Annotated in this window: 16 protein-coding genes; 11 read left to right on the top strand and 5 right to left on the bottom strand. The window is 59.3% G+C overall.

Features of this window, described 5'->3' with window-relative positions; all coding sequences use genetic code 11:
• Positions 1-38: 38 nt before the first annotated feature.
• The 3 genes from PHS32_RS14055 to PHS32_RS14045 are packed head-to-tail and all read right to left on the bottom strand — an operon-like array spanning position 39 to position 1,908.
• Complete coding sequence (locus PHS32_RS14055; RefSeq protein ID WP_301079638.1) at positions 39-1,169, bottom strand: polysaccharide biosynthesis/export family protein; 1,131 nt, start codon at positions 1,167-1,169, stop codon at positions 39-41.
• Positions 1,166-1,630 carry a low molecular weight protein-tyrosine-phosphatase gene (locus PHS32_RS14050; protein ID WP_301079637.1) on the bottom strand — a complete coding sequence of 155 codons (465 nt, stop codon included), beginning with the start codon at positions 1,628-1,630 and terminating at the stop codon, positions 1,166-1,168. The genes PHS32_RS14055 and PHS32_RS14050 overlap by 4 nt, the downstream gene beginning before the upstream one ends.
• Positions 1,627-1,908: a hypothetical protein gene (locus tag PHS32_RS14045; RefSeq protein WP_301079636.1), complete on the bottom strand. Its 282-nt coding sequence runs from the start codon at positions 1,906-1,908 to the stop codon at positions 1,627-1,629. The genes PHS32_RS14050 and PHS32_RS14045 overlap by 4 nt, the downstream gene beginning before the upstream one ends.
• A gap of 257 nt (positions 1,909-2,165) precedes the next feature.
• On the opposite strand from PHS32_RS14045, the gene PHS32_RS14040 reads away from it, so the two are divergent.
• From PHS32_RS14040 to miaB, 3 genes are all read left to right on the top strand, one after another.
• Positions 2,166-2,738, top strand: coding sequence for a hypothetical protein (locus PHS32_RS14040; protein ID WP_301079635.1), 573 nt, complete (start codon positions 2,166-2,168; stop codon positions 2,736-2,738).
• Between the two features lie 175 nt (positions 2,739-2,913).
• The gene (locus PHS32_RS14035; protein ID WP_301079634.1) at positions 2,914-5,094 is read left to right on the top strand and encodes a YjbH domain-containing protein; all 2,181 of its coding nucleotides are present in this window, start codon (positions 2,914-2,916) and stop codon (positions 5,092-5,094) included.
• Entirely contained in the window at positions 5,091-6,413 is a 1,323-nt protein-coding gene (gene miaB, locus PHS32_RS14030) for a tRNA (N6-isopentenyl adenosine(37)-C2)-methylthiotransferase MiaB (protein ID WP_301079633.1), read from the top strand. The genes PHS32_RS14035 and miaB overlap by 4 nt, the downstream gene beginning before the upstream one ends.
• A 274-nt stretch (positions 6,414-6,687) precedes the next feature.
• Here the strand turns inward: miaB and PHS32_RS14025 are convergent, their stop codons facing one another.
• Together PHS32_RS14025 and ffh are read right to left on the bottom strand one after the other, a co-directional pair.
• Entirely contained in the window at positions 6,688-6,972 is a 285-nt protein-coding gene (locus PHS32_RS14025) for a GIY-YIG nuclease family protein (RefSeq protein WP_301079632.1), read from the bottom strand.
• Positions 6,973-7,135: 163 nt separating this feature from the next.
• Positions 7,136-8,500: a signal recognition particle protein gene (ffh, locus tag PHS32_RS14020; protein WP_301079631.1), complete on the bottom strand. Its 1,365-nt coding sequence runs from the start codon at positions 8,498-8,500 to the stop codon at positions 7,136-7,138.
• A gap of 77 nt (positions 8,501-8,577) precedes the next feature.
• Here ffh and ccsA point away from each other — a divergent pair, with 77 nt between their 5' ends.
• The 8 genes from ccsA to PHS32_RS13985 all read left to right on the top strand — a co-directional run bounded on the left by ccsA (position 8,578) and on the right by PHS32_RS13985 (position 18,344).
• Positions 8,578-9,381, top strand: a complete 804-nt coding sequence (gene ccsA, locus PHS32_RS14015) for a cytochrome c biogenesis protein CcsA (protein WP_301079630.1) — start codon at positions 8,578-8,580, stop codon at positions 9,379-9,381.
• Positions 9,378-9,605 (top strand): PP0621 family protein, encoded by a 228-nt coding sequence (locus PHS32_RS24250; RefSeq protein ID WP_366143486.1) that lies wholly within the window; start codon positions 9,378-9,380, stop codon positions 9,603-9,605. The genes ccsA and PHS32_RS24250 overlap by 4 nt, the downstream gene beginning before the upstream one ends.
• The gene (locus PHS32_RS14010) at positions 9,606-11,345 is read left to right on the top strand and encodes an ATP-binding protein (RefSeq protein WP_301079629.1); all 1,740 of its coding nucleotides are present in this window, start codon (positions 9,606-9,608) and stop codon (positions 11,343-11,345) included.
• Complete coding sequence (locus PHS32_RS14005) at positions 11,342-12,790, top strand: sigma-54 dependent transcriptional regulator (RefSeq protein ID WP_301079628.1); 1,449 nt, start codon at positions 11,342-11,344, stop codon at positions 12,788-12,790. The genes PHS32_RS14010 and PHS32_RS14005 overlap by 4 nt, the downstream gene beginning before the upstream one ends.
• Positions 12,777-13,379: a 1,6-anhydro-N-acetylmuramyl-L-alanine amidase AmpD gene (ampD, locus tag PHS32_RS14000; RefSeq protein ID WP_301079627.1), complete on the top strand. Its 603-nt coding sequence runs from the start codon at positions 12,777-12,779 to the stop codon at positions 13,377-13,379. The genes PHS32_RS14005 and ampD overlap by 14 nt, the downstream gene beginning before the upstream one ends.
• A gap of 144 nt (positions 13,380-13,523) precedes the next feature.
• Positions 13,524-16,466 (top strand): ribonucleoside-diphosphate reductase subunit alpha, encoded by a 2,943-nt coding sequence (locus tag PHS32_RS13995; protein ID WP_301079626.1) that lies wholly within the window; start codon positions 13,524-13,526, stop codon positions 16,464-16,466.
• 134 nt (positions 16,467-16,600) lie between these two features.
• A complete protein-coding gene (locus tag PHS32_RS13990) occupies positions 16,601-17,791 on the top strand; it encodes a ribonucleotide-diphosphate reductase subunit beta (RefSeq protein ID WP_301079625.1) in 1,191 nt (396 codons plus the stop codon).
• 151 nt (positions 17,792-17,942) lie between these two features.
• A complete protein-coding gene (locus PHS32_RS13985) occupies positions 17,943-18,344 on the top strand; it encodes a hypothetical protein (protein WP_366143485.1) in 402 nt (133 codons plus the stop codon).
• The last annotated feature ends 6 nt before the right edge of the window (positions 18,345-18,350 follow it).

Here is an 18,350-nt window from a genome sequence, read left to right as displayed (position 1 = left end):
TTTAAGTTTATATTGTTACTTATGCGTCGAATGGTGGCCTAGAAGCCGCCGACCTGTTTGACGCTGGAGACACCTTGCAGCAGCGGCAGATACTGGTTCATGATCCGCACGGCGTGGGTCATGCTGGTCGGGTTGACGTAGACCAGGTCACGCGCTTGTACATCAAAACGATCGGCCAGCAGCAGCGCCACCGGTTCGCGCGCGTCGAGCTGGAACACCAGCGGTTTGCCGTCAACGCCCAAGCGCATGACAAAGACTTCGCCGGCGTTGGCCGACAGCGGATTCGGGCCACCGGCATCGGCCAGTACCTCGGCCAGACTGACGCGGCCCCGGCGCAGCACGTAGGATTTGGGTTGCATCACTTCACCCAGCAAAAACACCTTGCGTGCTTGGCGATCAGGCACGGTGAGCACATCGCCGTGTTGCAGCGTCAGGTTCAGCGCCAGCTCGCCACCAAAATACAGGCGGTTCAAGTCGATGGTAAAGCTTTGGGCGGCACGGGTGAGTTGGACCACGCCGAGGTCGGCGTCAGGGGTGGTGCCGCCGACGGCGGCCAGGGCATCGGTGATCTTGAGCGGGATGTCGGTAATGGGCACCACGCCGGGGGCTTTGACCTCACCCGCCATGAACACCCGCTGGCTGCGAAAGGCGGCCATATCGACGTCGACTTGCGGATCCTTGATGTATTTGGTCAGGGCTTTGGTCAGCGCAACGCGAAACTCCGATAACGTGAGGCCGGCCGCTGGCAAGGCGCCCACCAGCGGAAAGAATAGTGTGCCATCTTCGTTGATGGTGCGCCCCAGGGGCACACTGGCAACGCCGCTGGACGATACGGCCGAGAGCGTGGGTAAAAAGTCGGGATGGCCCCAGACGTTGATGCGCAGCACGTCTTGCAGGCCCAACTTGTAGGGGCCGCTGCTGTTGGCACTGAACAGAGGGACGCCGGAGCCGTTGCCCGGTAGACTGTACTTGCCCATGTTTTCCGCTGATAGACGGATCAGTGCAAAGTCTATGCTGGGCTCGGGTTCGCTGGCGCGGCTGCCAAACCAGGTGCTGCGTGTTTGCGCAGTGGCCGGCGTGGCCACGTACATGCCCGGTGCAGTGCCGCAACCGGCCATTGCTGCGCTGAGCAGGATAGCCAGCGCGCCGGCCTTGAATTGTTCTGTCATCTCATCATTCCCATGTCTATCAATTTTTGCGCCCATTGTCCGGCGCAACTTTCAATTTGGTCGAGCGCGGCAGCATACACCGTATCGGGCTGGCCGATGGGGTCGGCAATTTGTTGCCCGCTCCAGTGGCCCAATAGTCGAACCTTGCCCCGGCCGGCCGGGTACAGCGCCAGCACCTGCCGGACATGTTGGTCTTCCATGCACAGCACCTGGTCGTAACGGGCCAACATGGTGGGCATGATGGGCCGCGAGCGGTGCTGGGCCAGGGCGTCGATGCCGCGCGCCTGCAGCAGGCGTGCCATGGTGGTGTCGACCGCGTTGCCATCGAGCGCGCGGGTACCGGCCGATTCGATCCGGACATTGTGGTTTGCCAGTTGTGCCGCCAACAGGGCTTGGCCAGCCGGGCTGCGACAGATGTTGGCAGTGCACACCACCAGAATGGAAAAGGTGGCTTGACTCATTCGTGCGAGTGATGGTGGTGCGAGTGCTTGCCGGGTTTGTGAGCTGCGCGGCGTGCAGCCCGGGACTTGAACAACCGCCTGTGCAGCGCGGGGCCTGCGATGGCCCCGGCTGTACCTGCCAGCGCCATGCCCAGCATCAGACCCCAGACCCCCGTGCTGCTCTCAGACACGGAATCGCCGCCCGACAGTAAGAAGGCTGCCAACAACAGGTAGGCCGCAACAAAAACGGTTGCGTAAGCGCCTCGATACACTGCGGTGCGATAAGTCAACTGGCTCATGCCGCTCCCAAGAAAGCTGTTATTACGATTTGTAGCCCTGCGAGTGTAATTGGAAACCCCGGGGCGTCAGGGGACAACTTTGACGCTGCTCAAAATTCTGTGGTACCTGAACATGCTGCCATGTTTTTGCAGAGCTGTGCCACAATGCGGCGTGCAAAAAAACAGATGACAAGCACGCTGGCTGGCTGTATAAACTGGTCAGACCCGCAGCGGTGTTAATTTTTCTTCTTCGCGGCTTTCTCATTAACGGGGGTTTCATGTCTAATTCTTCTCTTTCAATTCGAATTTTGATGACGTCGGTCTTTGTTACGGCGCTCGCTGCTTGCGGCGGCAACCCGGCGCCGCAGGTTGCGGCAGCCGACACCGTGGTGCCGGTGACTGCAGCTACGGTAAAAGCTGCTGAGGCTGTGCCCTTCTCGGTTCCCGCGGGGGCTTTCCCGGCGAGCGTGCCGGCCTTAGCCACAGTGGCTACTACAGTGAAATTTACGAATACGACCTCTGCGACACCGACCGCCACCATTACCGCGCCCGGTGGCACGGTAACGGGTATCACAACCTTCGGGTCGTGCATATTCACCGTGACTGCCAGTACGCTTGCGGGAGTGACTGTGGGTCAGGTGATCACTGTCCACCCCTGTCAGATCAATGTCGAGACCGGCGGTGTTCAGGCCACGGGACAGGCCACTACCGTGCATATACTGCTGCAACTGGGACAGATTCCCTCAGCGCCAGCACAGGCCTCTGTGTCGATTGATCCAACAACTGGCGTGGTAACTGTCAATGGTGTCAACGGCGGGACGGTGACGCTAAAAGTGACGGGTGCCCAATAAGAACTGACGTGTGTGCGTGAGGGCGCTGGGCGCGCCCTCTTGGTGCCAGAATGCTAGCTGGGGGTGGGTTGGCTTGTCTGGTAAAAAGGATACCCCTGAGGTACCCCATGTCGTAAGGCATTGCAATCTCCACGGCTTCCACTGAATTTTATTTTTCCAGGTTAATTCTCTCTGCATGTTCTTGCGCTCATCACTTTCTTGGACTTTGTGGCTGGGTGCGGCGGCTCTCGGTGGGTCCGCGTTCGCGCAGTTGGCGCCGGCAGCCTTTACCGGTGCGATCAACTCACCCACCGCCGATGTACTGAGCCCGGGCACGGTCAGCGCGGCGTGGAACAACAGCAACCCCGAAAAGCCGCGCGTCTATCCGGGCGTTGGGGGGTTCGGCTCTGTTAACCTGGGTTTCGGCGTGTTACCGGGTCTGGAACTGGCAGGTCGGCTCGCTTATGACGGCGATTTGTATTGCAGCATGTACGTCATCAGCCCCCCTTGTCAGGGTGCTTTGCGTGATCTGTCGGCTTCCGCCAAGTACCAGTTGCCCCTGAGATTGGGGTGGGATACGCGCTTGGCCTTTGGCGCGGTCGACATCGGCGGCGCCGCCACCAACTTTCGCAGCTACTACGGCGTCGCAACCGCCTCGGTTGGGGCGTTTGATTTTTCGCTGGGCTATGGCAGGGGAGGGCGTGCTTACTCGTCGCTGGATGGCGTGTTTGGCAGCGGCCAGGTGTTTTTGAACCAGCATTGGCAGGCGCTGGCCGAATACGACAGCCATGAACTGCGCGCTGGCTTGCGCTATGCGAGGCCGCTATCCGAATCCCTCGCGCTGGAAGTTAGTGCCAGCCGAAAGCTCAGCAGTCGCACGGACCAGCAGGCTTGGCAGGCTGGACTGGGCCTCACCTACAGCTTTGACAAATCGGCACTTGGCGAAGGAACGCGCAGGCTCGCTGCCGCCGCGCCAGCCCAGGCAGCGCCTCAGACTGCGCCAAAGACGCCGCCGCTTGCGCCAATGCCCTTGGCACAGCCGAAAACACCGCCTGCGGCGGTCCCTGCGCCACCATTGTCGGTAACCCCACCCGCACCTGAAATGGCGGCGACGCAGGCGCAACGTGCTGAGCAACTGGCAAGCCGCTTGCAAAGTGCCGGATTTACGTCGGTCTGGGTTGGTTTTGACAATGCGCGGCGCTGGGTGGTGCAGGCTGAGCCGTTGACCTGGCGCAAGAACCGGCTCGATGCCCTTGGCGTGGCCTTAGGCGTGTGGCAAAAGATGGCGCAAAGCGATGAGCAACTCCATCTGGTGCTCAGTTACCTGCAGGACCCGGTGCTGACGGTTCAAACCAATGCCACTTGTTTGGCGAAATTTGCCGATGGCGGGTGGTGGTGCGACGGGCAAGCGGCGCTGAAGCTGAATAGCGGCTTGGCGGGGCGCTCGCCCGAGCCGGTTTGGCTGGTAACGCCTGCTCAGGCCCGGGATAGATGGCATCCTCAGTTGGAGATCGCTCCTGTGCTGCACCAGCGTGTTGGCACCGAATTGGGCTTGTTTGACGCCTCGGTGGGCATGAGTCTGCGTTGGGAACTGGGTTTGTCACGCGGTGCCTTGTGGCAGGGTGAAGTGACGGTGCCGCTGGCAAATAGTCCCAACTTTGGCGCCGATGGGGCGTTTGGCGGTGACCGCATTCGGAGCCGCGTGGAAAGCAGCACGTTGTCGCTTCAGATGGAACTGGCGCCCCGGTTGTGGGCCCAGGGGAGCGTTGGCTATGTCATGCACAGCGATTATGGCGGTCAAATGGACCTTGCTTGGCTGAGCCCACAGGGGACGCTGCGTTTGAGTGGGTTGGCTGGCTATTACCAGGGAACGGATACCAGCGGCGGGACGTTTGAGCGCATCCGCCACCCGCTGGCCTTGGGTTCCGCACGGTGGAGTGTTATCGACGGGCGCTGGTATTGGGAAGCGCAAGCCGGGCAGTTTTACAATCAGGATCGTGGCCTCCGGCTGGCAAGCCATCACTGGTTTGGGGATAACCGCCTGACCTTTTATTACCGCAACACGGAAGCCAGTTCACCGATAGTGATGCCGCGGACAAAGTTTGCCGGCTTTGAAATCAGCATGCCCATAGGTAGCCGGGCCGCGACCGTTGTCGGGCCAGCCACCCTGCGTGGCGCTGACCAGTGGGTCTATGGCATCGCGACCAAGGTAGGGGGCACCGATAACTACGTCACCAGTGGCTACGGCATGGTGCCGGTCATTCAGCATGGTCTGCTGAACGACACCCTGGACTACGACCGGGCCGGCCAGGCCGACATGCTGGCCAACCTCTACCGCGTGCGCGCCATGTTGCGTGAGATGGCGGGCAAACCTTGACTAAAAAGGTCTTCATCAAAACCTTTGGTTGTCAGATGAACGAGTACGACTCGGGCAAGATGGCCGATGTGCTCAATGCCGCGCAAGGGTATGAGCCGACCGACGATGTGGAGCAGGCGGATCTGATTTTGTTCAACACCTGCTCGGTGCGGGAGAAAGCACAGGAGAAGGTGTTTTCCGATCTGGGGCGCATCCGGCACCTGAAGAAGAAGGGCGTTTTGATTGGCGTCGGTGGTTGCGTGGCGAGTCAGGAAGGGGCTGCCATCATCGAGCGCGCGCCCTACGTGGATGTGGTGTTTGGTCCGCAAACCCTGCACCGTTTGCCGCAGATGCTGCTCGAGCGCGAACGGCAGAATCGCTCGCAAGTGGACATCAGCTTTCCGGAAATCGAAAAGTTTGATCACTTGCCGCCGGCCCGCGTGGAAGGGGCCACCGCTTTCGTCAGCATCATGGAGGGCTGCTCCAAATACTGCAGTTACTGCGTGGTGCCTTACACCCGAGGCGAAGAGGTGTCACGGCCGTTCGACGATGTGCTGGTGGAGGTGGCGGGGCTGGCCGACCAGGGCGTGAAGGAGGTGACGTTGCTGGGCCAAAACGTGAACGCCTACCGCACCCCCATGGGCGATGGCGCCGAGATGGCGGACTTTGCCACCTTGCTGGATTATGTGGCCGACATCCCCGGCATTGAGCGCATCCGCTACCTGACCAGCCACCCCAACGAGTTCACGCCGGCGCTGATTGCAGCCTACGAAAAAATACCCAAGCTGGTGAGCCACCTGCACTTGCCGGTGCAACACGGTTCGGATCGCATTTTGATGGCCATGAAGCGCGGCTACACCGCCATGGAATTCAAGTCGACCGTGCGCAAACTGCGCGCCATCCGGCCCGATATGGCGTTGAGTAGCGATTTCATCGTTGGTTTTCCGGGCGAGACGGAGGACGATTTCAACAGGATGATGAAGCTGATAGACGAGGTTGGCTTTGACAACTCCTTCAGTTTTATCTTCAGTCCGCGCCCCGGTACACCGGCGGCCAACCTGGCTGACGACACACCGCATGCCGTCAAACTGCGCCGCTTGCAACATCTGCAAGGCGTGATCAACGACAGCATCAAGCGCATTAGCGAAAGCCGCCTGGGCACGGTGCAGCGCATTCTGGTGGAAGGCCACTCCCGGCGCGATGCGGCAGAACTGATGGGCCGCACCGAATGCAACCGCGTCGTCAACTTCATCGGACAACCCGCCCTGATCGGGCAGTTGGTGGACGTGAAAATTACCGAGACCCGCTCTTACACACTGCGCGGGGAACTGCTGACCTGATTGCCATCACCGGCTCAGGATTGCCATCACCGGCTCAGGATTGCGATCGCCGACTCAGGATTGCCATTCCGGCGTGGTATTTGTCATTGCGGGCCTGACCCGCAATCCACTGCCTCCCGGTTGTCATTGCGGACTCGATCCGCAATCCATGGATCCCGGGTCAAGCCCGGGATGACAACTGCAGGGGTCCGGGATGACAACCAGAGTGGGTGACAGCCAGTGTGGGTGACAGCCAGTGTGGGTGACAGCCAGTGTGGGAAACGGTTCAGGCACCTCAAAGCAAACCCTCATAGAGATCATTCCAGTCTGGATTTCCTTTCTCTATCAGAGCCACCTTCCACTCTCGTTTCCAATTCTTGATTTGCTTTTCTCGCTGAATTGCCGCTTCGATGGAACTGGTGGATTCAAACCAGACCAGAGTGTGCACGGCGTACCGCTTGGTAAACCCCTCGACGGCGTCATTTTTGTGCTCAAACACGCGTCGAATCAGGTTGTTGGTCACGCCCACATACAAAGTACCGTTCTTCTGACTTGCCATGAAGTACACGAAGTAGCTCATGTGAATGATTGTGTGGCAGATATGGATCCCGGATCAAGTCCGGGGTCTCAGCACCCCCAATCCAATGCCTCCCGGATGTCATTGCGGACTCGATCCGCAATCCATGGATCCCGGGTCAAGCCCGGGATGACAGTAGTAAGGCTGCGGTCTGTCCCACAAGGTTTCAGAACGGCATTTTCGGCATGCCTTTCATGCCGCCCATGCGCCGCATCATTTTCATCATGCCGCCGCCCTTCATCTTTTTCATCATGTCCTGCATCTGTTCAAATTCCTTGAGCATGCGGTTCACTTCCTGCACTTGCACGCCGGCGCCGGCGGCGATGCGGCGCTTGCGGGTGGCCTTGATGAGTTCGGGTTTGCGGCGTTCCAGGGGTGTCATGCTGTGGATGATGCCTTGCTTGCGCTGGATGTCTTTCTCGGCCCGGCACATGTCCATCTGACCGGCCTTGGCCGCGATGGCCGCCGGCATTTTGTCCATCAGGCTGGACAAACCACCCATCTGTTTCATTTGCTGGATCTGCGCCAGGAAATCATTGAGATCAAAACCGCCGCCGCTCTTGACTTTGGCTGCCAATTTTTGCGCTGCCGCCATGTCGACGCCGGAAGTGACCTGCTCGACCAGTGCCAGGATGTCGCCCATGCCCAGAATGCGCCCGGCATGACGTTCGGCATCGAATACTTCCAGGCCGTCCAGTTTTTCACTGGTGCCGGCAAATTTGATCGGTGCACCGGTAATCTGGCGCACCGACAGCGCCGCGCCGCCGCGCGAATCGCCATCGAGCTTGGTCAGGACGATGCCGGTCAGTGGCAGCGATTCCTTGAACGCCTTGGCAGTGTTGATGGCGTCCTGCCCCTGCATGGCGTCGACCACAAACAGGGTTTCTACTGGATTCAGCGCCGCGTGCAGTTCCTTGATTTCCCGCATCAGCGCTTCATCGATGGCCAGGCGACCGGCGGTGTCGACCAACAGCACGTCAAAGAAATGTTTGCGTGCGTAGTCCAGCGCCGCCAGTGCAATGGCCACCGGTTTCTGGTCCGGCGTGCTGGGAAACCATTCGGCACCGGCTTGCGCCGTGACGGTTTTCAATTGTTCAATGGCGGCTGGGCGGTAGACGTCGCCCGACACTGTCAAGACCTTTTTGCGCCGCTTCTCGATCAAGTGCTTGGCCAGCTTGGCGGTGGTGGTGGTCTTGCCGGCACCTTGCAAGCCGGCCATCAGGATCACCGCCGGTGGCTGTGCTGCCAGATTGATGTCGGCAACGCCGGCGCCCATGGTGGCCACCAGTTCCTTGCTGACAATGCCCACCAGTGCCTGCCCCGGCGACAGCGATCCCAATACCTCCTGGCCCAGTGCTTTTTCCTTGACGCGGGCGATGAAGTCGCGCACCACGGGCAAGGCCACGTCGGCCTCCAGCAGGGCCATGCGGACTTCGCGCAGCATGTCGGCCACATTGGCTTCGGTGATGCGCGCCTGGCCGCGAATTTCTTTGACCAGGCGGGAGAGTTTGTCGGAAAGGGCGGAGGCCATAGAGGGTATTCCGATGAACGGAACCAAGGTTGGGGGCCAATCGAAATTGGCGAACTGCAAAACGCTAAACTGTAGGCATGATTTTAGCCAGTGCTTCCCCGCTCAGTTTGACTTTGGCAATTGCCGTGGCAGCGGCTTATTCGGTGTCGGCCATAGGCGCCACCCGCTTGGGCACGCCGGTGGCCAAAACATTGGTGTGGCTGGCCTGGCTGGTGCACGGCGCGCTGTTGGCCCTGGGTCTGTTTGGCAGCGAACCACGCTTTGGCTTCGCGCCGGCCTTGTCCGTCACGGCCTGGTTGATCGCCGCTGTGTACGCGATCGAGAGTCACCTGTACCCGCTGCTGCAAACGCGCTGGGCGCTGTCGGCACTGGGCGCCGTTGCGGTGCTGCTGGCGGTATTGTTTCCGGGCAATCTGCTGCACCCCACCGCTTCGCCGTGGTTGCCGCTGCATTGGGCGCTGGGCATTGCCTCCTATGGCCTGTTTGGCGCTGCCGTGGTGCATGCCTGGTTCATGACGCAGGCCGAAGAGCGCTTCCGGCTGGCCGCCGAGCCCAACAGCGGCATGCCCCTATTGACCATGGAACGCCTGACCTTCAGATTTGTGACGGCCGGTTTTCTGCTCCTGTCGGCCACGCTGCTGGTGGGCATCCTGTTCGGCAACCAACTCTACGGTTCCACTGCGCGCCTGAAGTGGGATCACAAGACCGCCTTTTCCGTGCTGTCGTGGCTGACCTTCGCGGTCTTGCTGATGGGCCGTGCCCGCTTCGGCTGGCGTGGCAAGCGGGCGGTCAGGGTTTTGTACATCGGCTCCGCTTTGCTGCTGTTGGCCTATGTCGGTTCTCGGTTCGTCATGGAGATCATTCTCGGACGGTCGGTATGAGGTTTTTTTTGATCTTGCTGGTGGCGCTGCTGGGGGTTTGGCTGTGGCGTTCCAACCGGGAGGAAAAATCCAGATTGAAAGAACAAAAACCGCGGGCGGCACCAGCGCCGCTGCAGACCGTTGCTTGCTCCCTGTGCGCGGTCCATGTCCCGGCGTTGGAAGCCGTCCAGGGAAAAAAAGGGGCTTATTGTTGCCTTGAACACCGCCAGCGCGCGGAGCCTTGAATGAGCTGGCAGCCAGCAGCCAAGTCCTGGTTCGATTCCACCCTGCTTGAACCCGGCATCGAGGTGGTGGACAAGCCACAGGAGTTTGAGCGATTGTGGCGCGGCTTCATGACCGCTCGGGTCATGCTGGGGCTGGTGCTACTGTTGCTGCAGGGCGTTATCTACCAGCTCGGGTCGGCCAAGGACATCACCTTGATCCTGATTTGCAGCGGCTATTGTGCGGTTGCCTTGGGGGTCAGATTGAAGGCCAGGGTGCGTCCCCTCGGCAAGACTTTTGATGTGCAGTGGATCGCTGTCAGCGGCGTCGATATTCTGGCCTTTGCGGTGCTGCAAATGGTCCAGGGCAACAGCATCAATTACACGCCTCTGTTCGCCTTGCCGATCTTGATGACCTCCGTCCTGGGGTCCCTGTCGCTGTCCATGGCGGGTGCCGCAGGTGTGACCTTGCTGCTGTTTGGCTACGCCGCCTGGTTGTCGATTCAAATTCCGGTCGACACAGCGGCCTATTTTTTGCAGGCAGCCCTGACCGGAGCGGGTTGTTTCACGGTGGCCTTTCTGGCCAGTCAGATCGCGACCCGTCTGGCCACCGTGGAACTGAGGGCACAGCGCAGCCAACTGGCGGTGCGGGTCCAGAGACAGGTTAATGAACTGGTGATCGAGTCCTTGACGGATGGGATTCTGGTGCTGGACCCGGGCTGCATGGTGCGGGCCGCCAACCCGGCGGCACGCCGCTTGCTGGGTACTGAATATGCCTTGGGAGGCAACCCTTTCAGTCTGGCATCGATGGTCGGATGGCAGGGTTTGGTGAAGCTGATGCAACTGAGTTTTTCCGACCATGCGGCCAGGCAAGCCGATGTCACCATTCACCATGCCGGTCAAGGCCCCAGGCGCTTGCGGGTGCGTACCCAGATAAGCACTACGCCGGGTGAAAACGACGAGAGCCTGTGCGTCATGTTTCTGCAGGACCAGCGCGAGATGGAAGCCCGCATGCGAACCGAGAAATTGGCCAGCATGGGACGCATGTCTGCCGCGGTAGCCCATGAAATCCGCAACCCCCTGGCCGCGATTGCGCAGGCCAACGCCCTGCTCGAGGAAGACCTGGCCGATCCGCGGCACAAGCAACTGACCCAGATGGTGCGGCAGAATACCCGGCGATTGGAAAAGATTGTGGAGGAAGTGCTGGATGTTTCCCGAGTCCGCCAGCGTGACAATGCGGCCGCAACCAGTGTGCTCGAATTGAACGAGGCAGTGACCAGAATTTGCCGTGACTGGCAAGAGCAGGCGAAAACGGAGCAGCAATTGCTGCGCCTCGATCTTTCTGCTCAGCGCATCATGGTAAGGTTCGAATTCGAGCATCTGCGCCGGATTCTGGTGAATCTGCTGGACAATGCCCGGCGCTTTTCGGGGCAACAGCCCGGCGCCCTGGAGGTGTCGACCAGCCTGGTCAAATCGGGGCAGGGCGTATTGCGGGTGTGGAGTCATGGGCAACCCATGGATCAATCGGTGGAGCGCCATTTGTTTGAACCGTTTTTTTCTTCCGAGAGCCGTTCCAGCGGATTGGGCCTCTATATCTGTCGCGAACTGTGTGAAGAGCAGGGCGCCTCCATTGCCTATTTCCGGACCGCGCGACAGCTCAATGGCCAGCAGGTCGAAGGCAACGAATTCCTGGTGACGTTCCAGACTCATCAGTTCGACCCGGCCGGCGCCCCGCCAGAGACCAGCGCGGCGGCAACATCATGAATGCCAACAGAGTGACCGGCAACGCCCAGATCCTGGTGGTCGACGACGAGCCCGATTTGCGAACGCTTTACGAGTTGACGTTGTTGCGCGAAGGCTTCGGCGTTGAAACGGCCGAAAACCTGGCGCAGGCCTTTGGGCATTTGAGTGAACGCCCCTTTGACGTGGTGATCACCGACATGCGCCTGCCCGATGGCTTGGGTGTCGAACTGATACGCTACCTGAAGGCCCAGCAACGCCGGGAACGCTGTGTTGTCATCACGGCCTACGGTTCGGCCGAGAACGCGGTCGAGACCCTCAAGGCGGGTGCTTTCGACTATTTGACCAAGCCGGTTGATCTCAAGCAGTTTCGCGGCGTCATCGCGTCGGCCGTGCAGGATGCCAAGTCCAGAACCAGCCCTGGCGGGCGCAGCGTGTCGGTGCCGGCCGAGGCCGGTGAAGCGGCACTGGCGCGCCTGGTCGGGGACTCCAGCAGCATCCGGTTGGTGAAGGAAAGAATTGTCAAGGTGGCGCGCAGCATGGCCCCCATATTGATCACCGGAGAGTCAGGTACCGGCAAGGAGTTGGTGGCGAGCGCGATTCACGCCAACAGCCACCGCACCGGTGGTGCCTGGGTCGCGGTGAATTGCAGTGCCATTCCAGAGAATCTTCTTGAAGCTGAATTTTTTGGTGCCAAGAAAGGCGCTTATACCGGGGCGGCGCAAGATCGTGATGGCTTCTTTCAGGCCGCCAGTGGGGGGACCCTGTTTCTCGACGAGATTGGGGACTTGCCGCTGGCCATGCAGTCCAAGCTGCTGCGCGCCATTCAGGAGCGCTGCATTCGCCAGATCGGGTCGCCCCAGGAGGAGCCGGTGGATGTGCGGATCATCAGTGCCACGCACAAGGACCTGGCCGCCGAAGTGCAGGTCGGACGCTTCCGGCAAGATCTGTATTACCGCCTGAATGTGATTCAAATTGTGATCCCGCCCTTGCGTGAGCGGCGCGATGATTTGCCCGCACTCTGCACTGCCCTGCTGCGCCGAATCGCCCTGGAATCAGGTATTGCGGTGCCGACGCTGTCCGATTCGGTTCTGGAACAACTGGCCAACGATCCCTTGCCGGGGAACGTGCGCGAACTGGAGAATCTATTGCACCGCGCGGTTGCCTTGAGCGAGGAAAACGAGCTGCAGATTGAGCCTTCGGTGCGGCAAACGCTAACCCGGGACATCGACCAGATGAACACCGGCGCCGCGCCGCTGGACGAGCAGGTCACCATTCCGAGTGACTTGCAGAGTCATCTTGACCGCACGGAACGCGAAATATTGATTCAGGCACTGCGTGAAACCGGCTTTAACCGGACCGCTGCGGCGGCACGGCTGGGCTTGAGCTTGCGGCAGATGCGTTATCGCATCGCCAGACTGCATATTGATGCGCCGCACAACGGCGATACGTCCGATGAAGCGGCCTGAAGTGTCGGCCGAGGGCTCGTTCTGGAAGAATGGTTGGTACCGCTTTTCGGGTCGGCTGGATTCGCCGAATTTTGGCCCCCGTCCGAGCCAGGAAACTATCGATCTGATCGTGCTGCATAGCATCAGCCTGCCGCCGGGTCAGTATGGTGGTGACGCCGTGCAGCTCCTGTTTGCCAATCAGCTCGACTGGGACCAGCACCCTTACTTCAAAAGCATTCGGGGTCTGCAGGTGTCGTCGCATTTTTACATCCGCCGCCAAGGTGAATTGTTGCAGTTTGTAAGTGCCGACGAGCGTGCCTGGCATGCCGGCGTCTCCAGCTATGCGCAGCGCAGCAATTGCAATGACAACTCGATCGGAATCGAGTTGGAGGGGGTGGCCGGCGAGCGCTTTGAAGACCCACAATATGAAACGCTGGCGGGCTTGTGTGCGGCCATCCTGCAACGCTATCCGATCGCTCATATTGCCGGGCATGAACATATTGCCCCGGGCCGCAAGACCGACCCCGGAGGCGGCTTTGACTGGCCCCGCTTGCAGCACGCACTGGGTTTGCCGGCGGATTATTTTCCGGTTGGCGTCCTGTCAAGATGACACACTACCGGTAGTGGCTAGATTTGCCGAATACACCACATATAGTGTATTCTGCTTACAATGGAAAAAATCTAAGAATCGATCCGCGGGGCTTCGCCAAGCTCCCGGATCTCCATAAATACCTAGCCGCAGACGAGAAATTTTATGCAAACTGTTTTGACTACGCCGTCTACCCGGGAGACTGATGTTTTTGCGCCGCGCGACACCGACGCTGCCGGTGACGCGGCGACCCATTCCCTGAGCCACTACCAGATCATCCGCCGTAACGGATCCGTGGTGCCTTTTGAGCCACGCAAGATTGCCGTTGCCATGATGAAGGCTTTTTTGGCGGTGCACGGCACGCAAGGTGCGGCATCCGCCAGCGTTCGTGAATTGGTCGATGATTTGACGCAAGCCGTGATCCGTGCGCTGCTGCGTTCGCGCCCGGCGGGTGGCACTTTTCACATCGAGGATGTGCAGGATCAGGTCGAGCTGGGGTTGATGCGGGGCGGCCATCACGAGGTTGCACGTGCTTATGTGCTGTATCGGGAAAAGCGCACGCAGGAGCGCGCCAGGCAGGTCACTCAGGAGTTGCCCGCGGCGCCGTTGCTGCACGCCATCGACCAGGGTGAACGCATCGTTCTTGACCTTGATCGCTTGCAGCGCCTGATCGAATCGGCCTGCGCCGGATTGGGTGCCGACGTCAAGGCTGCGCCCATCATGGCCGAGACCCTGCGCAACCTGTATGACGATGTCCCGATGGACGAGGTCTACAAGGCCTCCGTACTGGCGGCACGCACCTTGATCGAGAAGGACCCCGACTACACCTATGCCACGGCGCGCCTTCTGTTTCACACCATTGCCAAGGAAGTGCTGGGCCAAGACGTGGCGCAGGACCAGATGGCCCAGGCTTATCTTGATTACTTCCCGCAATTCATCCGCAAGGGCGTCGACAACGCCTTGCTGGACGAAAAGCTGCTCCAGTTTGATCTGCCGCGCTTGGCCGCGGCGCTGCAGGCCCAGCGTGATCTGAAATTTGACTACCTGGGTCTGCAAACCCTGTACGACCGCTATTTCCTGCACGTCCATAAAGCACGCATTGAGTTGCCCCAGGCTTTTTTCATGCGCGTTGCGATGGGCTTGGCGCTCAATGAGATCGACCGTGAGGCGCGCGCCATAGAGTTCTACGAAGTCCTGTCTTCCTTTGATTTCATGTCCAGCACGCCGACGCTGTTCAACAGCGGCACCTTGCGTTCGCAGCTTTCGAGCTGCTACCTGACCACGGTGCCGGATGAACTGGATGGCATTTATGAATCGATCAAGGAGAATGCGCTGTTGTCGAAGTTCGCCGGTGGTCTGGGCAACGACTGGACACGGGTACGCGCCCTGGGCGCCCATATCAAGGGCACCAATGGCGAATCGCAGGGCGTGGTGCCGTTCCTGAAGGTGGTGAATGACACGGCGGTGGCGGTGAATCAGGGCGGCAAGCGCAAGGGGGCGGTTTGCACCTATCTGGAAACCTGGCACCTCGACATCGAGGAGTTTCTGGAGTTGCGCAAGAACACCGGTGATGATCGCCGGCGCACCCACGACATGAACACCGCCAACTGGATTCCCGACCTGTTCATGCGCCGGGTCATGGAAAAAGGGCAGTGGACCCTGTTCTCGCCCAACAGTGTGCCCGACCTGCACGACAAGTTTGGCGTCGACTTCGAAAATGCGTATGTCGCTTACGAAGAGAAAGCGGCGCGTGGCGAGATCAAGCCGACCCGCACTTTGCCGGCGGCCGATCTGTGGCGAAAAATGCTCACCATGCTGTTTGAAACCGGGCACCCCTGGATCACGTTCAAGGACGCCTGCAATATTCGCTCGCCGCAACAGCATGTCGGCGTGGTTCACTCCAGCAACCTGTGCACCGAGATCACACTCAATACCAGCGATACGGAGACTGCGGTATGCAACCTGGGCTCGGTCAACTTGCTGCAGCACCTCAAGGACGACCCCGCCAGCTCGACCGGTGCCAAGGTGCTTGATCATGCCAAGCTGCAAAAAACCATCGGCACGGCGATGCGCATGCTCGACAACGTTATCGACATCAACTACTACGCGGTCAAGAAAGCGCGCGACTCCAATCTGCGGCACCGTCCGGTGGGTCTGGGCGTGATGGCTTTTCAGGACAGCCTGTATGAAATGCGCATTCCCTACGGCAGCGACGCGGCCGTGATATTTGCCGACCAATCGATGGAAGCGGTTTGCTACTACGCCTATTGGGCCTCCACCGAATTGGCGCGCGAGCGTGGTTCTTACTCTACTTACAAAGGGTCTCTCTGGCAGCAGGGGATTTTGCCGATCGACACGCTGGACATGCTGGCGCATGAACGCGGCGCTTACGTGGATGTGGATCGTTCGTCGACGCTGGACTGGGACGCCCTGCGGCAAAAGATTGCCCGTGACGGCATGCGCAACTCCAACTGCACCGCGATCGCGCCGACTGCCACCATTTCCAACATCATCGGTGTCGACGCTTCCATCGAACCCTGCTTTGGCAATCTGTCCGTCAAGTCCAATCTCTCGGGTGAATTCACCATCACCAACAGCTACCTGGTGCGCGACCTCAAGCGCCTGGGGCTTTGGGACGATGTGATGGTAATGGACCTCAAGCATTTTGATGGTTCGCTGCATCCGATTGACCGCATTCCGGCTGACATCAAGGCCTTGTACGCAACCGCCTTCGAGGTGCAGGCGCACTGGCTGGTGGAAGCGGCGGCACGACGCCAGAAGTGGATCGATCAAGCCCAATCGCTCAATATCTACATGGCCGGTGCCTCGGGCAAAAAGCTCGACGAGATCTACAAGCTGGCGTGGGTTCGTGGTTTGAAAACGACTTATTATTTGCGCACCATGTCGGCCACCCATGCCGAAAAATCAACCGTCAGTGCAGGGCGAATGAACTCAGTGTCGTCCGGCCATCAATCGCACGGACATAGTGGCGCCGGCAGTGCGCTGGATATCGCAGCTGCCGCGGCCAGGGTGCAGATGTCGGAAGGCCCCGCCACGGACATCAAGTTTTGTGGTGTCGATGACCCGACTTGTGAGTCATGCCAATGAGGCCTGCAGCGCGGCCAGCAGTGTCGCCTTGCGATGCTGCTGCACAACACTTGACGACCCAAGGAGGTAGTGATGTGAATGAACACTTTTCATTTCATTTCGCTGCTCGCATAATCGCCTGATTGGAACTATTTATGTTGAACTGGGACGAAGAAATAAAACCTTCCGCGCAATTACCCAACACTCGTGGCTCGTCTGGCAGTCGCCCGGTGGAGTTGTCGCCGTCTTCACTTCCAGTCCGCACTCTTCATGATGGTGCCGTCGCACCGATCCCGGCCGCCGCAAGCGCAGGCGCGTCGAACCTCCCGCAGCGCGTCAACGCCGCCGACAAGCGAATCATCAACGGCAAGACCGATGTCAATCAACTGGTTCCCTTCAAGTACAAGTGGGCCTGGGAAAAATATCTTTCGAGCTGTGCCAATCACTGGATGCCGCAAGAAGTCAACATGACGCGCGACATTGCCTTGTGGAAGGACCCCAAGGGCCTGACGGAAGATGAGCGCCGTATCATCAAACGCAATCTGGGATTTTTCGTGACGGCGGATTCGCTGGCTGCCAACAACATTGTGCTTGGCACTTACCGCCATATCACGGCCCCTGAGTGCCGCCAGTTTTTGTTGCGTCAGGCCTTTGAAGAAGCGATTCATACCCACGCCTACCAGTACATCGTGGAGTCCTTGGGGCTGGACGAGAGCGAGATCTTCAACGCCTATCACGAAATCAAGTCGATCCGCGACAAAGACGAGTTTCTGCTTCCCTTCATAGAAGCCATCATGAACCCGGAGTTCAAGACCGGTACGCCGGATGCCGACCGAACTCTGCTGAAGTCCTTGATTGTGTTTGCCTGCTTGATGGAAGGCCTGTTTTTTTATGTCGGTTTTGCCCAGATTCTGGCCTTGGGCCGGCAAAACAAAATGACCGGTGCCGCCGAGCAGTACCAGTACATTCTGCGTGACGAATCGATGCACTGCAACTTCGGCATTGACCTGATCAACCAGCTCAAACTGGAAAATCCCCAGTTGTGGACCGCGGATTTCAAGGCAGAAATCAAGGCCTTGTTCGAGCGAGCCGTTGAGCTTGAGTACAAGTACGCCGAAGACACCATGCCGCGCGGCGTGCTGGGCATGAATGCGTCGATGTTCAAAGGTTACTTGCGCTACATTGCCAATCGGCGTGCGACGCAGATTGGGCTGGATGTGCTTTTCCCCAACGAAGAAAATCCATTCCCGTGGATGAGCGAAATGATAGATCTGAAGAAAGAACGAAACTTCTTCGAGACCCGTGTCATTGAATACCAATCAGGCGGCGCCCTGTCCTGGGATTGAGTTTCGAAATGACAAGCAGAATTTCACAAACCGTTGATTGCCCCAAAGAGGTCGAGAACGTTTTGTGCACCCGAGTTCATGGTGCTGGGATTGAACCCAACATCATGAATCGCTTCATGCACTCCAACTCGCATGAAGTGCTCTTTGTAAATTGATCAAGGAGAAAATAATGGCAACTGCAAAAAAACCGGCCGCAAAAAAGGCCGCTCCCGCGAAAAAAGTAGCGGTTAAAAAGGCTGCACCGGCTAAGAAGGCTGCACCAGCTAAGAAGGCTGCACCGGCTAAGAAGGCTGCACCGGCTAAGAAGGCTGCACCGGCTAAGAAGGCTGCACCGGCTAAGAAGGCTGCACCAGCTAAGAAGGCTGCACCGGCTAAGAAAGCTGCACCGGCTAAGAAGGCTGCACCAGCTAAGAAAGCTGCACCGGCTAAGAAGGCTGCACCGGCTAAGAAAGCTGCACCGGCTAAGAAGGCAAGCGCTCCAGCGGCACCTGTGGCTCAGACCACCTTGAACCCGCAAGCGGCCTGGCCTTTTCCATCGGGCAGCAAACCCTGAAAAACC

It is taken from the genome of Rhodoferax sp. (assembly GCF_028714215.1).
Classification (GTDB): domain Bacteria; phylum Pseudomonadota; class Gammaproteobacteria; order Burkholderiales; family Burkholderiaceae_C; genus Rhodoferax.
This window is presented reverse-complemented; position numbering and strand designations above follow the sequence as displayed.

Bases quoted from the DNA above. Each gene is read 5' to 3' on its own strand.
- PHS32_RS14055 (WP_301079638.1), bottom strand. From the start codon at position 1,169: ATGACAGAACAATTCAAGGCCGGCGCGCTGGCTATCCTGCTCAGCGCA.
- PHS32_RS14050 (WP_301079637.1), bottom strand. From the start codon at position 1,630: ATGAGTCAAGCCACCTTTTCCATTCTGGTGGTGTGCACTGCCAACATC.
- PHS32_RS14045 (WP_301079636.1), bottom strand. From the start codon at position 1,908: ATGAGCCAGTTGACTTATCGCACCGCAGTGTATCGAGGCGCTTACGCA.
- PHS32_RS14040 (WP_301079635.1), top strand. From the start codon at position 2,166: ATGTCTAATTCTTCTCTTTCAATTCGAATTTTGATGACGTCGGTCTTT.
- PHS32_RS14035 (WP_301079634.1), top strand. From the start codon at position 2,914: ATGTTCTTGCGCTCATCACTTTCTTGGACTTTGTGGCTGGGTGCGGCG.
- PHS32_RS14025 (WP_301079632.1), bottom strand. From the start codon at position 6,972: ATGAGCTACTTCGTGTACTTCATGGCAAGTCAGAAGAACGGTACTTTG.
- ffh (WP_301079631.1), bottom strand. From the start codon at position 8,500: ATGGCCTCCGCCCTTTCCGACAAACTCTCCCGCCTGGTCAAAGAAATT.
- ccsA (WP_301079630.1), top strand. From the start codon at position 8,578: ATGATTTTAGCCAGTGCTTCCCCGCTCAGTTTGACTTTGGCAATTGCC.
- PHS32_RS24250 (WP_366143486.1), top strand. From the start codon at position 9,378: ATGAGGTTTTTTTTGATCTTGCTGGTGGCGCTGCTGGGGGTTTGGCTG.
- PHS32_RS14010 (WP_301079629.1), top strand. From the start codon at position 9,606: ATGAGCTGGCAGCCAGCAGCCAAGTCCTGGTTCGATTCCACCCTGCTT.
- PHS32_RS14005 (WP_301079628.1), top strand. From the start codon at position 11,342: ATGAATGCCAACAGAGTGACCGGCAACGCCCAGATCCTGGTGGTCGAC.
- ampD (WP_301079627.1), top strand. From the start codon at position 12,777: ATGAAGCGGCCTGAAGTGTCGGCCGAGGGCTCGTTCTGGAAGAATGGT.
- PHS32_RS13995 (WP_301079626.1), top strand. From the start codon at position 13,524: ATGCAAACTGTTTTGACTACGCCGTCTACCCGGGAGACTGATGTTTTT.
- PHS32_RS13990 (WP_301079625.1), top strand. From the start codon at position 16,601: ATGTTGAACTGGGACGAAGAAATAAAACCTTCCGCGCAATTACCCAAC.